Below are 14,602 nucleotides of genomic sequence, written 5' to 3'. Positions count from 1 at the left end.
TGCGTCCGCCCGGTACCGTTGCGGACTGTGGCCCCGGTACGAGAGCACCACAGCACGAGTGGGAACGACGCGGGCACCACCCGCAGGCCGCGCGCGATCGCGTTGGTCGGCATCGATGGTTCGGGCAAGACGACCCAGGCGCACCAACTCGCCGCGCTGCTGACCGCGCGCGGCGTGCCGGCGACCTACTGGCAGAACGCCGGCGGCCGGCGCTGGCTCGGCCGGATCGCCCGCCGGGTCGGCCGGCGCGACCCGCAGCACCTCCTCGGCCGCACCGGCCTGCTGTTCGTCGAGTCCGTGCTGCGCTGGCTCGCCATCGCCCGCGCCCTGCTGCGCTCCACGCTGCGCCGCCGGGTGGCCGTCATGGACCGCTACGCCGTCTGCCAGTACGCCAGCATCCGGGCCCACGGCGGGCACCGGTCGGAGGCGCTGGCCCGGGCGTTCTACCGGATCTTCCCGCCCCCGGACGTCACGTTCCTGCTCGACGTCGACCCGGCCGAGGCATACCGGCGGATCGAGACGCGCGGCACCGACCACGAGACCATGGAGTTCCTGTCCGCCTCGGTCGCCGCCTACCGGTCGCTGCCGGAGCATCCGGGCTTCGTGGTCATCGACGCCAACGGCACGCCGGCCGAGGTCACCGCGGCGATCGTCGACCACCTCCTGGAGCGGTACCGGCCGCGTCCGGAACCGGGTGCGGCCGGAACCGTCCACGAGGTGCCGCCGCCGGCCGGCCCGGCGGCGCCCGGACCGGGCCTGGCCCGGATCGCTACGCGCTCGGCGTAACCGTTCCGCCGAGGGTGAACGGAACTGTCGCCGGCCGCGGTCGCGGGCGAGGATCGCCCGCATGCGACTTCTCATCCTCGGTGGCACCGTCTTCCTCGGCCGCGCGATCGCCCGGCACGCCCGCGACGCCGGCCACGACGTCACCGCCGCCGCCCGCGGCGTGACCGGCACGCCCGTGGACGGGGTCCGGTTCGTCCGGGTCGACCGCGACGACCCGGACGGCCTTGCGGACCTGGACGGGACGTACGACGCCGTCGTCGATGTGTCCCGCCGGCCCAGCCACGTCCGTCATGCGGTGGCGGCGCTCGGCGACCGGATCGGGCACTGGTCGTTCGTCTCGACCGGATCGGTCTACGCCGACGCCGTGACGCCGGGGCAGCGCGCGGCGACCGCGCCGCTGGTCGATCCCGCGCCCGCCGACGTCGACGACCCGTCCGGCGACCGGATGGAGTGGTACGGCCCCTGCAAGGTCACCTGCGAGTCGACCCTGCGCGACGGGGTCGGCGCCGACCGCGCGTTCATCTGCCGGGCCGGGCTGATCGTCGGCGCGGAGGACATCAGCGACCGGTTCCCGTACTGGGTCCGGCGGCTGGCCACCGGTGGCGAGGTGCTCGCTCCCGGCACCCCCGACGAGCCGGTCCAGTTCGTCGACGTGTCCGATCTGGCGGCCTGGCTGGTCCGCGCGGCGGAGACCGGGCTCGCCGGCACGTACGACGGTGTCGGGCCGGCGCTGCCGAGAGGCCGGTTCCTCGCCGAGGTGGCCGCCGGGCTGGGGCGGCCCGATCCGGAGCTGACCTGGGTCGACCAGGAGTTCCTGGCGAAACACGACGTACGCCCCTGGTCCGGCGAGCGGTCCCTGCCGCTGTGGCTGCCGCTGCCGGAGTACGGCGGTTTCATGTCCCGCGACGTCTCCGAGTCGCTGGCCGCCGGGCTGGCGCCCCGTCCGCTGGCCGAGACGGTGCGCGACACCCGGCAATGGATGACCGATCATCCGGATGCCGTCAAGGCGGGCGGTCTGGCCCCCGGCGAGGAGACGAAGGTCCTGCGGGAATGGCACGGACGGTTGGCGTGACCGCACCCCGGCGCCGGCCGGGTGGGCGTACTTTCGCAGGTGCCGACAGTCACGGTTGACTCTCCGGCATTTGTGAAAGTAAGTTTCATCCGTGGCGAAGACTGCGAAGGTTTCTGCGACCGGTGGGGCGCGCGGTTCGACGGCCTCGGAGACGCGAGCTTCCGCGGCCCACGACACCGGTGGGCTGATCGTCCACATCAGCGGCCTGCTGCCGTCACTGTCCCCAGCCGAGCAGCGGGTCGCCCGCCTCGTGGTCGCCGACCCCGCCGACGCGGCCCGTCGTACGATCACCGACCTGGCCACGGCCGCCGAGACCTCCGAGGCGACCGTGATCCGCTTCTGCCGCTCGGTCGGCATGGAGGGCTACCCGCAGTTGCGGATCCGGCTCGCCGCCGAGGCGGCCCGCCGGATCGAGCCCCCGGACGCCCGCGTCGTCGGCGGCGACATCCCGCCCGGCGCCGACCTCGCCCAGATCATCGCCACGATCGCCTTCAACGACGCCCGGGCCGTCGAGGAGACCGCCGAGCAACTCGACGCCGAGGTCTGTGAACGGGTGGTCGACGCGATCAACAACGCCGAGCGGGTCGAGATCTACGGGGCCGGCGCGAGCGGCTTCGTCGCCTCCGACTTCCAGCAGAAGCTGCACCGCATCGGCCGGACCGCCTTCCACTTCCCCGACGTGCACGCCGCCCTGACGTCGTCGGCCCTGCTCAGCCGGGGTGACGTCGCGATCGGCATCTCGCACACCGGCACCACCTCCGACGTGATCGAGGTGCTGGAGCAGGCCCGGGCCCGGGGCGCGACGACCGTGGCGATCACCAACTTCCCCCGTTCGCCGATCACCGAGGTCGCCGACTTCGTGCTGACCACGGCCGCCCGGGAAACCACCTACCGGTCCGGCGCGATGGCCAGCCGGCTGGCGCAACTGACGATCGTCGACTGCCTCTTCGTCGGGGTGGCGGCGCGCAACCGGGCGCGGGCGAGAAAGGCACTGGAGGTGACCGCCGAAGCCGTGCAGGCACACCGGCTCGGCGGCCACCGGAGGAAGGCATGACCCGGTCCGCACGGGCCGGTCACGGTGCCGGCCGCGGCACGGCCGGCGGGATCGGAGTCACCGTACGGCGCGGCGGACGGCCCGCCGTGCACCGGCAGCGCAGGCGGGGGATGGCATGACGGCGGAACCGACCAGGCTCGATCCCATTCCCGCGCCCGGCCCGGCGCCGGCCGGCACCGAGTTCGGTGCCGCCGGTGGTGCCGAGCGGCCCCGGGCGGCCGTACGGGTCGCCGCCCCGACCGAGCGGTCCAACCCGACCAGCGTGGACCTCGACCTGATGTCGACCCGCGAGGTCCTGCGGGTGATCAACGAGGCGGACAGCCGGGTGCCGGTCGCCGTGGCGGCCGTCCATGACGAGGTCGTCACCGCCGTCGAACTCGCCGTGACCGCGCTGCGGGCCGGGCACCGGGTGCACTACTTCGGCGCGGGCACCTCCGGCCGGCTCGGCGTGCTCGACGCCGCCGAGCTGTCGCCGACCTTCAATTCGCCGGACCACTGGTTCCGGGCCCACCTGGCCGGCGGCCCGGACGCGATGTGGCGGCCGGTGGAGGACGCCGAGGACGACGCCCCGGCCGGACACGCCGAGGCGCAGTCGGCCGTACGCGGCGGCGACCTGGTCGTCGGGCTCGCGGCGAGCGGCCGTACGCCGTACGTGCTGGGGGCGCTGCGGGCCGCCCGGGCACTCGGCGCGTCGACGGTACTGCTGTGCGCGAACCCCGGCGCCCCGGCCGCCGGTGAGGTCGACGTCTTCATCGGGATCGACACCGGACCGGAGGTCGTCACCGGCTCCACCCGGATGAAGGCCGCCACCGCCCAGAAACTGGTGCTCAACGCGTTCTCGACCGCCGTCATGGTGCGGCTCGGCCGGGTCTACTCCAACCTGATGATCGACATGGTGGCCACCAACGCCAAGCTCCGGGGCCGGATGATCTCCATCCTGATCGAGGCGACCGGCTGCACCGAGGACGTGGCGGAGCAGGCCCTCACCGAGGCCGACGGGGACCTGAAGGCCGCCCTGGTGTCGCTGGTGTCCGGCGCCGGCGTCGAGGATGCCCGGGCCGCCCTGGCTCGCTCCGCGCACCGGGTACGCGACGCCCTCGCCCTGCTCGCCTCCTGACCGATTCCCGACTGATTTCGGTCTGATTTCCGCCCCGGACGGCGTCCTGTCCGGCGCATGTCAACCCGCTGTTCTCTGCCGTCTGCGACGTTCGTCACGGCGGGAAGCGATGATCCTGCCCGATTGTTCCTTCCATGGCGGGGTACTCCAAAAGCGTGGTGAACCGGAAGCGGTAATCGAACGTGTAGCTGAGGTGACGAGGATCGCAGCCCTCCCGGTGACCAGGGTCGCAGCGCCGGCCAGTCGGTCGGTGTTGTCGTTGACCGGGGTCGCGAAGGTGGATCGCCATGCATGCGGAAGTGCCCGGCTCCGAATCGCCCTGAACGGCGACGCTGACAGCAAACGTCAATCGCGCTCTCAGCAAATCTTCAGGCGTTCGTGACACTTTCCAATGACGAGACGGAATCGCCGACACGTCTCATCTGTTGTGTAGGTGTCAGGACGACAGGGCACAGCAGAGGTTACGGGGGAGGGCTGATGAACGTGGAGACCAGAGGCAAGAGGGCAATCGGGGCAGACGAGGGGACCGTGGGCAACGTGGAGAAGAAGATGGTCATGCGGACCGACGAGGTTGCCGAAGAACGCGACCTGGTCGGCGTCTACCTGCACGAGATCTCCCGGACGCCGCTGCTCGACGCGGCCACCGAGGTCAACCTCTCCAAGTCGATCGAGGCCGGCCTCTACGCGGAGCACCTGCTCGAGACCGACCGGGTGCCGGACGGGGTCGACCGCGAGGAACTGGAGCGGCTCGTCGCCGACGGCGAGCGCGCCAAGGACCTGTTCATCCGGGCCAACCTCCGGCTGGTCGTGTCGATCGCCCGGCGCTACGTGCGGTCCGGCATGCCGATGCTCGACCTCATCCAGGAAGGCAACACCGGCCTGGTCCGCGCCGTCGAGAAGTTCGACTACGAGCGCGGCTTCAAGTTCTCCACCTACGCGACGTGGTGGATCCGCCAGGCGATCAGCCGGGCCATCGCCCAGCAGGAGCGCACCGTGCGCCTGCCGGTGCACCTGGTCGAGGACGTCAACCGGATGCGTAACGTCGCCCGGCAGCTCACCCGTGAGCTGGGATCCGACCCGGAGCCGGAGCAGATCGCGGCGGCGCTCGGCGTTCCGGTCGAGCGGGTCCACGAACTCGTCCGCTGGTCGCAGGACACCGTCTCGCTGGACACCCCGGTCGGTGACGACGGCGACACCAACCTCGGCGACCTGGTCGCCGACAGCGACGCCCCGTCGCCCGAGGAGGTCGTGCTGACCGCCCTGGAGCGCCAGCGCATCGAGGGCCTGCTCAACCACCTCGACGACCGGTCGGCCGGCATCATGCGGGCCAGGTACGGCCTGGAGGACGGCCGCGAGCACTCGCTCACCGAGGTGGCGTCGCGGTTCTCGCTCTCCCGGGAGCGGATCCGCCAGCTGGAGATCCAGGCGCTCGGCCGCCTGCGCGAGCTGGCCCGGGCCGAGGGCCTGCAAGCGGCGTAACAGATCCGGCCACCCCGTACGGTCAAGCGGCCGGCACTCCCCGCGGGGAGTGCCGGCCGCTTCGTGCGTTCAGCCCACCGCCGCCGGGGCGGGGTCGGGCAGCCAGCCCAGCCCGACCCGGGCCAGGTACGCCCACCAGCCGGTGTGGCGTCCGTAGCGGCCCCGGATCTCGGCGGCCGACGGCGGCGGATCACCGTAGACCGCCCGGGCGACCAGCTCGAACTGGGCCATCTCCAGCGGTGCGTCGTCGGGCCGGCCGAGCACCCGCAACAGCAGCGAATGAGCGGTGAACGGGCCGACGCCCGCGACGCCGAGCAGGGCCGCGCGGACCTCGTCGTAGGGGGCGGTGTGCAGCCACTCCTCGTCGAGGGCGGCGATCCCCTCGACGACGCCCCGCAGGCGCTCGGTGCGCTGCCGGTGGCCGGTGTAGCCGGTCAGCTCGTCGTCGGTCAGCCGGGCGATGGTCGCCAGCGAAGGGAACGCGGTGTAGGCGGTGCCGTCGAGCCGGACGGTCGTGCCCAGGTCGGCCATCAGGCGCCGTTTGCGGGCCGCGGCGAACCACTGCGTGCTGCGCTGGGTGAGCGTGAAGTAGACCGCGCCCTCGGCGAGTGACGCGAACCGGACCTGGTGCAGGCCGCGAAGCACCGGCAGCAGCGGGGCCATGGCCGGGTCGGTGTCGGCGGCGGCCAGCAGCGGCGCCGGATCGTCCGCCAGGCTGAACCAGCGGGCGACCAGCCGCTCGACGGCGCACAGGTCGGCCGGCGCCAGCGGGATGTCGGCGAAGACGGTCAGGGTGACACCGGGCGGGCCGGCGGCCGCGGCGACCTCGACCACGACCGCCCGGTCGGGACGGCCGGCGGGAGCGGGGAGCAGCAACGCCTTGCGGACCGCGTCGCCGGTGCGGCGATGGTCGCCGGCGCCCGGGCCGAAGCCGTCGAGGGCACGCAGGCTCAGGTCGAACGAGAACGGGGGCAGAGCAGGCAGAACGGTCCGATGGACCGCGGGGAGGTCTGTCATGCCGGCCAGCATGGGGCGGTCCTACGACAATCGCCGTTCAAGATCGCCGTTTCGGCGCCGAATGTGCAGTCGACTGCGTTATCGGCGCCGAAACGGCGATCTTGCGGTGTTCGCGATCCGGTCACCGGACCGCCCGACGGTCCCCGCGTGCGACTGGCACGGCGGGGCCGCCGGGCGGCAGGAGTGGTCTAGCGCACCCGGCCGTAGCCGTACGGGGGCATCATGTCGACGCTGGAGATCTTGACGCTCTCGCCGAAGGTCGGTGCGTGGATCACCTTGCCGCTGCCGACGAAGATGCCCACGTGGCCGAGGTTGCTGTAGAAGACCAGGTCACCCGGCTGGAGCGCGCTCCGGCTGATCTTCGCCACCCGGTCCCACTGCATGGCCGCGTTGTGGGGCAGCGACTTGCCGGCCGCCCGCCACGCCGCCAGCGTCAGACCCGAGCAGTCGTAGCCGTTCGGGCCGGAGGCCGCCCACACGTACGGCTTGCCGATCGCGCCGTACGCGAACCGGACCGCGACACCGGCCTGCCCGGAGACCGCCGGGATGCTGCCGGTGTAGGAGCTGCCCGGGTTGGTGGCCGCGCCGTACGCCCGCTCCCGCATCTCGTACAGCTTCTTGAGGTCGGCCTCGATCTTCTTCTTGCCGGCCTGGAGTTCCTTGGCCTGGGCGGTCTCGCGGGCCAGGGTGGCGTCGAGCCGTGCCTGCTCGTCCAGGTATTCGCGCTGGGTCGCGGTGAACCCGCTCACCTGCGACTGGCGTTCGCGGGCGAGCTGTTCCAGGGTGCCCAGGCGGTCGACGAGCGACCCGTTCTCGCTCGCGGTGAGGATCGCCTGGATGGTGTCCAGGCCGCCCGACTTGTAGGCCCGGGCGGCGATCGTGCCGACCTCGACCTCGGTCTGGGCCAACTGCTCCTGCAGCGGTCCGAGCTTGGCCTCCACCGCGGTCTTGGCCGCCTTGGTTGCCTTGATCTCCTCGTTGAGTTTGTTGTAGGACTCGACGACCTTCTCCAGCTCGGTCGACGACTTGTTGATCCGCTGCGTCAGCTCGCTGACCGACGGTTCGGCGGCGGCACCCGTGGCGGGTACGACGAGGCCGATGGTGATGCCGGTCAGGACGACGGCGCGCAGCAGCATCCGGGCGGGCGACAATACAGGCAGAGCCTTTCTTCCCCGGGTCACGCCCGATCGACGTGATCCAGCCGCCTACCGGGTTAGCTGACGGATTCGGGCGGGAAGATCGCCCTACCACGAAACGTGGATTCACCCCTTGGTGCCGGTGGGTTCCCGGTTCACCGGTCCGGTCGACTGCGCAGCGTGATCGGATGTCGACAATGGATGACCGGTGATTCGGCGGCGCCGGGCCGGCGCCTCCCGAGGGGGTTGGCTGACGACCGGACCAGCGGCTCCAACCTAGTCGTGGTCCGGATCAACCGAAAGAGGGCGGCTGCGTGATGTGGAGCGAAGTTGCCTGGTCGGGGCGCGATGTGCTTACTGTCCGTTGTTGTCGCTGTGCGCTGCGTCGATTGCCGGCTCGATCGGGATCGCGGATGGACCGCGCGGCGGACGCTGCGATCAAAAGTCGATCTTGCCAAGATTGATTGTTGTTTGAGGCTATTTGTCGCTCTTGGCGGTATCAATCGGATCAAATGTGTGCAATGTGGTGGCTATGGGTGTCCAGGGGGCCACCTGCCGCCTGTAAAAGTGCCAGGTTGCACATTGCCCCCCTTCTCTTTTGGCGCGCGGGTCCACACAATGGTGTTAGGCCGTAAAGGTTTCGCGGAACCGGCGCCGCAACGAGAAGGCGATCGGCACCTGACTGCCATCAGATGCCGATCTTTCGAACCGCATGTGGATCTTTCGGGACACGTGCCGACCTCAGAACACTGGCGATTTCGATCTACGTCGATTTTGATCTACGTCGCTCTCGATCTGCGTCGCCGACCCGCGTCACGAGCCCTTGGAGGCATCTCGTGAATGCTACCCGCCAACCCACCCGCCCAACAGAGGCCATGTCCGGAAAGCCCGAATGGGTAACCCGCCGGACACCTGCCACGATCTACCGCCAGCCCGGTCTCTACATCACGACGGAGTGGTTCGTGATCGGCAAACGGCGCTACCCGATCTGGGAGTTGACCAACCTGCGGACCGGGCGTGGCCGACGGGATCCACTCATCGTCCGGTCGATGCTGGTCACCGCGGCGGTGGTCGCCGGAATCGGAGTCACCCTCGGCTTCGTCCGCGAACTCCACACCATCAGCCCCGCCACCTACCTGGCCCTCGGCGCCGCCGCCATGGTGCCCATGCTGACCGCCGCCGTCGGATACCGGCTGCGGCCCAGGCCGTACGAGCTGTGGGCCGACATCCGCGGCCGGGCCGTCATGGTCTTCAGCACCGACCAGGAACGGGTGTACGGACAGGTCTCCCGGGCGTTGCTCCGGGCCAAGGAAGCCGCCCGGTACGGCGGCATCGCCGACCCGCTGGCCGCCGCCGGCCAGTGGCCGACCGTACGCTGACCGCACCACGACGCGGACGGATCCCTGCCGGATCCGTCCGCGTCCGCGTGTCCGGCCCACCCCGGGCTCAGCCGAGGTCGTCGGCGATCCGCGCGATGCGCGCGAGCGACGCCGCCGGCTCCAGCGACATGCCCTGGAGGGTCCGGAAGGCAGCCACGTAGGGCTCCACCGTGTCCGACGTGTCGGTCAGGTCCTGCGACAGTGGACTGCCGACGAAGACCACGTCGGTGTCACCCGTACCCGGGAACCGGACGACGATGAACGGGGCGCGTACCGCGTAGTCCGGCACCTGGAACGGCAGCACCTGGATCGTGATGTTGGACCTGCGGCCGGCCTCGACGAGATGCCGCAACTGCTCGCGCAGGCAGGGCGCCCCGCCGGTCTGCCGGTGCAGCACCGACTCGTCGAGTACGACCTCGATGGACGGCGGGTCGGCCCGGTCCAGCACCTCGTGCCGGCGGCGTGCCCGTACGTCGTCGACGATGTCGAGATCGAACGGCTCCACCGCGAAGCGCAACGAGGCGACGGTGCTGGCCCGCGCGTACGCGTCGGTCTGCAACAGCCCCGGAATCCCGACCGACTGGAAGACCAGCAGGCTCGACGCCTCGACCTCGAGCCCGATGTACGACAGGTACGGCGCCGGCAGCCCGTCGCGGTATCGCGACCACCAGGCCCGGCGACGGGAGACCCGGGCCAGGGCGACCAGCTCCGCGACCTGCTCGGAGTCGGTCAGCCGGTAGTGGCTGATCAGCGCCTTCACGTCGTTGGTGGAGACGGAGACGGCGCCGGCCTCGATCCGGATCACCTTGGACAGCGACCAGTCCATGGCGTCGGCGACCTGTTCCTGGGTGAGGCCGGCACCCTCCCGGGCCGCCCGCAGTGCCGAGCGCAGTCGCCGGCGTCCGATCGTCGCTCCGTGTAGCGCGGTCATCGGTGGCCTCCTCACCGAACCGGAGCCGGGGATCGTCAGCCGATCTGGCGGGCGATCCGGTCGATCGTGGCGATCGACTCGTCGCGCCCGAGGGACATCTCCCGGAGCCGCTGGAACGTCTGTTGGTAGGGCGCCACGAGGTCGGGCCGGTCGACGATGTCCTGGGCCAGCACGCCCTCGAGGTAGACGACCGGAGCGTCGTCGGAGCCGGGAAAGTCCAGCACGATGAACGATCCCTGACTGGCGTACGTGCCCGCGGTGAAGGGCAGCACCTGGATGCTCATGCTGGGTTCGCTGCCCATCGCGACCAGATGCCGCAGCTGCTCGCGGATGCAGGCCGGCCCGCCGGTCTGCCGGTGCAGCACCGCCTCGTCGAGCACGACGTTCACCTGTGGCGGCTCGGGGCGGCTGAGCATCTCGCGTTGGCGGCGCATCCGGACCGCCACCCTCGTTTCGATCTCGCTTTCGTCGATCGGGAAGACGGTCGAGGTCGTGGCGGCCGCGGCGACGGTCGCCCGTGCGTATCCCTCGGTCTGCAGCAGTCCGGGGATGCCGGAGGACTGGAAGAACGAGAGGGTGGACGCCTCGAGTTCCAGCCCGATGTAGGCGATGAAGGGGGCGGGCAGGGTTTCCTTGTACTGCGACCACCAGGTCCGCCGGCGGGCGACCCTGGCCAGTTCCAGCAGTTCCGAGACCTGCTCGGGATCGGTCAGCCGGTAGTGGCTCAACAGCGCCTTGAGGTCGTTGGTCGAGATCGACACGGTCCCGGCCTCGATCCGGATCAGCTTGGACAGCGACCAGTCCATCGCGCCGATGACCTGTTCCTGGGTGTAGCCCGCCCTCTCGCGGGCCGCGCGTAGCGCTGACCTCAGCCGCCGTCGTCCGACCGTCGGTCCGTGCACCGTCGTCATTCGCTCAGCCTCCGTGCGCGCGCGATGCACAACCGCGCCGGTTCTGCTGCTCGAGCGGGTGCTGCTCGGGCAAAATCCGCCACTACTCGAGCGGGTGCCGCTCGGGCAAATCCGCCACCTGGCTAGCCGCAACCTGCCACATAGCGAGTCCTGTGCAGGTTACACCCGTCGTCGTCGCCTTTTCCAGGGTCTTTGCGCCCCGCGCGTCATCGGCCTCTCGCCCGGCTAGATCAACTGTTCGGGTTCGGGTGGTGGGTAATCGTGATCGTCGGTAGTCGGACCGGGTGCTTTGGCGGGTGCTTTCCGGGGCCGAACGGTTCCGTACGGTGTTTTTGAAAACCGCCCTCCGCGTGTCGACGTATTGCGGGCGGTCGGGAAGTAGGCTGCCGCCTGGTGGCATCCGGCCACGTTTGAGATCACGGCAAAACGTAGAGGGAGCTAGAAGGATGGCTCAGGCAGGTCCTGCCATAGGCGAGTGGGTAAAAAGCAGCCGGTGCGAGGCGCACAACTGCGTGGAGGTTGCTCGCCGTAGTGGTGAGGTCGCGGTCAGGAACAGTGCGCTTCCGGTGGACCAGGTGACCTTCACCGAATCTGTCTGGGCGGATTTCATCGCCGGTGTTCGGGCCGGCGGATTTGATCTTCGATAGGTACTGACGCACCCAGACGACGGTCGGCGGGCCATTCCACGCCCGCCGGCCGTGCCAGCTCCCTCCCGAGAACTCCCGAACACCTTCTGAGCAGGGAACTCATTCACTCACGTGAGCGACCTTTACCGCTTGTGGCCGTCGTGCAGAATTGACGGTGACGGCGGAGGTGTGGATGGCACACCACGCTTTCGCCTGAACCGGGGGGGAGGGACAGGTGAATGTGATGGACCAGCCAGCAATGTGGCGGCGGAGCCGTCGCTGCGAGTCGCACAACTGCGTCGAGGTGGCCTACCGGTCCGGGCAGGTGCTCGTACGCAATTCGCAGTACCCCGACGGGGGGGTTCTCGCGATCGACCCGGACAGTTGGACCAGTTTCTGTGTCGCACTCAGGACGGGAGAGTTGCACGGCTGACCGTGCGACGGAAGTGACCCGGGTGCCGGTGGTCGGCCGGCGTCGTCGCCGACCGCTCACCGGCATCAGTCCGAAGCGGGTCAGCTGGCGGCGGGCTGCGGCTCACGCACCCATCTCGCGACGACCCGCTCGGCCCAGAAAGACACGAACGGCACGGTTCCGGCCAGCATGACCAGTGCCATCCTGCTCAGCGGCCACTCGGCCCGCCGCCCCAGGTCGAAGGCGGCCACCAGGTAGACCATGTAGAGGAAGCCGTGCCCGGGGCCGATCGTCTCGACGACGATCGGGTCGTCCCAGATGTACTTCATCGGCATACCGACCACCACGAGCGCGATCAGCACGACACCCACGATGTAGGCGATCACGCGGTATCGGGTCAGGGCTCCGCCCACGGTGTTCCTCTCCTTCTTGTCCTTCTCGCTGCCCGGGGTCAGCCGGGGTAGTCGCTGATGCGCGCGTCGGGGTTGGCGTTACGCCAGGCCAGGTAGCGGTTGTACTCGTCCAGCTCCGGGTCCTCGTCCGCGGTGGTGGTCCGGCGGACGGCGCGTACCGGCCGGCGGATGCCAGCCGCGCCGCCGGGCCCGCGGGCATCGGCGGGCGCACCCACCGGCCCGGCCACGCCGGTCGCGGCCAGTGGCCGGGCCGGTTCGGCGGTGTCCAGCGGGCCGGGGGCGGAATCGGTGTGGGGGGAGTCGCCGCGCAGGGTGTGCCGTACCTCGCGGATCCATACGAAGATCACGAAGCCGGCGAAGACCGGCCATTCCACGGCGTACGCCCAGCTCAGGGCGTTGCCGGCGACGGCCCGGCTGATCTGCCACCAGCCGAGCGCGCTGAAGGCGACCACGAGCGCGACCGCGCCGACATGCCGGGCGATCCACGACGGGGTCAACAGCCGCTTCATGGCCACGAGCGTACCGGTGGCGGCGGACGGTCTCCGACGCGCCGTCGTAGTTGGTGTCCGCGCGGGCGGGTTTGGCGCCGTGTGCTCCGGGCAACCATCCCGGAAAGACGCACGGTAACGAGACACCGGGAGCGACGATGACCGAATCAGTACGCGACGTGAGCCCGGAGCAACGGATCGGGGAGTGGGACGGCGACCACATCCGCGACGGGGTCGGCACCGCGACCGGTCTCGCCGAGGATGAGATCGGGATCGACCCGACCACCCTTCCCGAAGAGGACCTGATCCGCGAGATGAGCAGCCTGCACCGGACCCGGCTCGACACCCTGCGGCACGCCCCCGACAGCGCGCTCGCCACCCACCTGCGGCGGACGGCGGAACTGGAGACCGAATACCTGGCCCGGCATCCCGGCCGCGAGGTCGACGCCGGGCGCCTGCGCGGCGGGTTCTGACATGCCGGTCGACACCCAGCGGAGCATGTCCGCGCCCCCCGAGGTGGTCTTCAACACCGCGACCGACCCCGACCGGATGGGTGCCTGGCTGCCCGAGCCGCTGCTGAAAGCGGACCACCGGACGCCGACCGACCAGTCGATGCGGGCTCGCTGGGACACGGCCGCTGACGACGGTCCTGGGACGTCACCCGCATCAGGCAGTCGCAACTGGTCGGCGCTCCTACGGGTCGAGGACGTACCGGCGGGTGGTGCGCTGGTGCGGCTCCGGCTCGACGCCGACGCCGACACCCCGCCCGACCGGCTGTCCGGGATCGCCGAGGAGGCGCTGACCTGTCTCGCCCGCGAGGTCGCCGACAACCTCACCGCCGGCTGATCACCACTGGGAGTACCCACATGCGGATCCGTGACCGGCTCGGCCGGCTCCGGCGGGCGTACGCGCCCCACGAACACCGCCCGTTGGGTGGCTATCTCGGCGCGATGGGGACGTACGCCGCGGTGGCGGCGGGGCTCGGCGCGGCCGCGAAGGCGACCCGCCGCCCGGTGCCGGAGCGGCCCGCGACCTCGGACGTCGTACTGCTGTCGATCGCCACGCACAAGCTGAGCCGGCTGCTGTCCAAGGACGCCGTGACCAGCCCGCTGCGGGCACCGTTCACCAGCTACGACAAGCCGATCGGCAGCGGCGAGGTGATGGAGCAGGTACGGGACGGGGGCAGCGCTGCCCGGCACGCCATCGGCGAACTGCTGAGCTGCCCGTTCTGCCTGGCGGTCTGGGTCGCCACCGGGCTGACCGGCGGCCTGGTGCTGGCGCCCCGGCTGACCCGCCTGGTGGCGACCGCGCTGACCGCCGTCGCCGTCTCGGACTTCCTGCAGATGGGGTACGCGGTCGCGCAGCGGGCGGCGGACGGCCCCCGCCACGGTGGAGGTACGCCGTAGGCCGGGACCGGCAGGGGCCGGCCGGGTGGGCTACGGCTCCTCTTCGAGTCCCGCCCAGCCGCGCGGTGCCTCGGGTTCGCGGTCGACGTCCTCACCGGTGAGGACGTCGTCGTCGACCGCGGTCTGGTCGTGTTCGTCGGCGAAGTCGCCGTCCTTCTCGGCGCTGGAGGGGGTCGGCCGGGTCGCGTCCGATCCGGTGGCATCCGGGCCGGTCGCCTGTTCCTCGGTGGCGCCGGGGCGGGTCGCCTCGACCGGCTCGCCGAGGGGGGCCAGGAACTCGTCGGCGGGGTCGTCGCGTTTCATGTTCATCTCCTCGGTACGGCACCGGTCGGCCGGCGGCCCGGTGACCGGTCGGGCCGTGGCCGGTTGGGCGGG

General features: G+C 70.8%; 18 protein-coding genes and 1 riboswitch. Of the genes, 11 read left to right on the top strand and 7 right to left on the bottom strand.

Annotation, left to right across the window (positions count from 1 at the left end):
- The first annotated feature begins 96 nt into the window (after window positions 1-96).
- The 5 genes from AB0M79_RS33145 to AB0M79_RS33125 all read left to right on the top strand — a co-directional run bounded on the left by AB0M79_RS33145 (window position 97) and on the right by AB0M79_RS33125 (window position 5,508).
- A complete protein-coding gene (locus AB0M79_RS33145) occupies window positions 97-786 on the top strand; it encodes a dTMP kinase (RefSeq protein WP_364221773.1) in 690 nt (229 codons plus the stop codon).
- Between the two features lie 61 nt (window positions 787-847).
- Window positions 848-1,858 (top strand): NAD-dependent epimerase/dehydratase family protein, encoded by a 1,011-nt coding sequence (locus tag AB0M79_RS33140; RefSeq protein WP_364221669.1) that lies wholly within the window; start codon window positions 848-850, stop codon window positions 1,856-1,858.
- 184 nt (window positions 1,859-2,042) lie between these two features.
- The gene (locus AB0M79_RS33135) at window positions 2,043-2,912 is read left to right on the top strand and encodes a MurR/RpiR family transcriptional regulator (protein WP_364221770.1); all 870 of its coding nucleotides are present in this window, start codon (window positions 2,043-2,045) and stop codon (window positions 2,910-2,912) included.
- A gap of 115 nt (window positions 2,913-3,027) precedes the next feature.
- A complete protein-coding gene (gene murQ / locus AB0M79_RS33130; protein ID WP_364221666.1) occupies window positions 3,028-4,029 on the top strand; it encodes an N-acetylmuramic acid 6-phosphate etherase in 1,002 nt (333 codons plus the stop codon).
- Window positions 4,030-4,506: 477 nt separating this feature from the next.
- A complete protein-coding gene (locus AB0M79_RS33125; RefSeq protein WP_357543545.1) occupies window positions 4,507-5,508 on the top strand; it encodes a sigma-70 family RNA polymerase sigma factor in 1,002 nt (333 codons plus the stop codon).
- A gap of 69 nt (window positions 5,509-5,577) precedes the next feature.
- On the opposite strand, the gene AB0M79_RS33120 is transcribed toward AB0M79_RS33125, so the two are convergent.
- A complete protein-coding gene (locus AB0M79_RS33120) occupies window positions 5,578-6,525 on the bottom strand; it encodes a hypothetical protein (protein ID WP_364221662.1) in 948 nt (315 codons plus the stop codon).
- Window positions 6,526-6,713: 188 nt separating this feature from the next.
- On the bottom strand, window positions 6,714-7,661 hold the full coding sequence (locus AB0M79_RS33115; protein ID WP_364221659.1) for an NlpC/P60 family protein: 948 nt from the start codon (window positions 7,659-7,661) through the stop codon (window positions 6,714-6,716).
- 51 nt (window positions 7,662-7,712) lie between these two features.
- A riboswitch (cyclic di-AMP (ydaO/yuaA leader) is annotated at window positions 7,713-7,852 on the bottom strand.
- Between the two features lie 501 nt (window positions 7,853-8,353).
- On the opposite strand from AB0M79_RS33115, the gene AB0M79_RS33110 reads away from it, so the two are divergent.
- Window positions 8,354-9,040 carry a DUF6232 family protein gene (locus tag AB0M79_RS33110; RefSeq protein ID WP_364221656.1) on the top strand — a complete coding sequence of 229 codons (687 nt, stop codon included), beginning with the start codon at window positions 8,354-8,356 and terminating at the stop codon, window positions 9,038-9,040.
- Window positions 9,041-9,107: 67 nt separating this feature from the next.
- On the opposite strand, the gene AB0M79_RS33105 is transcribed toward AB0M79_RS33110, so the two are convergent.
- Window positions 9,108-9,971, bottom strand: coding sequence for a helix-turn-helix transcriptional regulator (locus AB0M79_RS33105; protein ID WP_364221653.1), 864 nt, complete (start codon window positions 9,969-9,971; stop codon window positions 9,108-9,110).
- 35 nt (window positions 9,972-10,006) lie between these two features.
- Complete coding sequence (locus AB0M79_RS33100) at window positions 10,007-10,882, bottom strand: helix-turn-helix transcriptional regulator (protein ID WP_364221650.1); 876 nt, start codon at window positions 10,880-10,882, stop codon at window positions 10,007-10,009.
- A gap of 446 nt (window positions 10,883-11,328) precedes the next feature.
- On the opposite strand from AB0M79_RS33100, the gene AB0M79_RS33095 reads away from it, so the two are divergent.
- Both AB0M79_RS33095 and AB0M79_RS33090 read left to right on the top strand, forming a co-directional pair.
- A complete protein-coding gene (locus AB0M79_RS33095) occupies window positions 11,329-11,529 on the top strand; it encodes a DUF397 domain-containing protein (protein ID WP_364221647.1) in 201 nt (66 codons plus the stop codon).
- A 223-nt stretch (window positions 11,530-11,752) separates the two neighbouring features.
- Complete coding sequence (locus AB0M79_RS33090; RefSeq protein ID WP_364221644.1) at window positions 11,753-11,941, top strand: DUF397 domain-containing protein; 189 nt, start codon at window positions 11,753-11,755, stop codon at window positions 11,939-11,941.
- Window positions 11,942-12,021: 80 nt separating this feature from the next.
- Here the strand turns inward: AB0M79_RS33090 and AB0M79_RS33085 are convergent, their stop codons facing one another.
- Window positions 12,022-12,333 (bottom strand): DUF3817 domain-containing protein, encoded by a 312-nt coding sequence (locus tag AB0M79_RS33085; RefSeq protein WP_364221642.1) that lies wholly within the window; start codon window positions 12,331-12,333, stop codon window positions 12,022-12,024.
- Window positions 12,334-12,371: 38 nt separating this feature from the next.
- On the bottom strand, window positions 12,372-12,842 hold the full coding sequence (locus tag AB0M79_RS33080; protein WP_364221639.1) for a hypothetical protein: 471 nt from the start codon (window positions 12,840-12,842) through the stop codon (window positions 12,372-12,374).
- 137 nt (window positions 12,843-12,979) lie between these two features.
- Between AB0M79_RS33080 and AB0M79_RS33075 the strand changes: the two genes are divergently transcribed.
- The 3 genes from AB0M79_RS33075 to AB0M79_RS33065 are packed head-to-tail and all read left to right on the top strand — an operon-like array spanning window position 12,980 to window position 14,227.
- A complete protein-coding gene (locus AB0M79_RS33075) occupies window positions 12,980-13,294 on the top strand; it encodes a DUF6158 family protein (protein WP_364221636.1) in 315 nt (104 codons plus the stop codon).
- Window position 13,295: 1 nt separating this feature from the next.
- Window positions 13,296-13,667, top strand: a complete 372-nt coding sequence (locus tag AB0M79_RS33070) for an SRPBCC family protein (protein ID WP_364221633.1) — start codon at window positions 13,296-13,298, stop codon at window positions 13,665-13,667.
- Window positions 13,668-13,687: 20 nt separating this feature from the next.
- A complete protein-coding gene (locus tag AB0M79_RS33065; protein WP_364221630.1) occupies window positions 13,688-14,227 on the top strand; it encodes a DUF1360 domain-containing protein in 540 nt (179 codons plus the stop codon).
- A 30-nt stretch (window positions 14,228-14,257) separates the two neighbouring features.
- On the opposite strand, the gene AB0M79_RS33060 is transcribed toward AB0M79_RS33065, so the two are convergent.
- Window positions 14,258-14,530, bottom strand: a complete 273-nt coding sequence (locus tag AB0M79_RS33060; RefSeq protein ID WP_364221627.1) for a hypothetical protein — start codon at window positions 14,528-14,530, stop codon at window positions 14,258-14,260.
- Between the last annotated feature and the right edge of the window lie 72 nt (window positions 14,531-14,602).

Origin of the sequence: Polymorphospora sp. NPDC051019 (assembly GCF_040683055.1) — a bacterium.
Lineage (GTDB): Bacteria > Actinomycetota > Actinomycetes > Mycobacteriales > Micromonosporaceae > Polymorphospora > Polymorphospora lycopeni.
The sequence above is the reverse complement of the archived record's forward strand: the minus strand, read 5'-3'. Positions and strand labels throughout refer to the sequence as shown.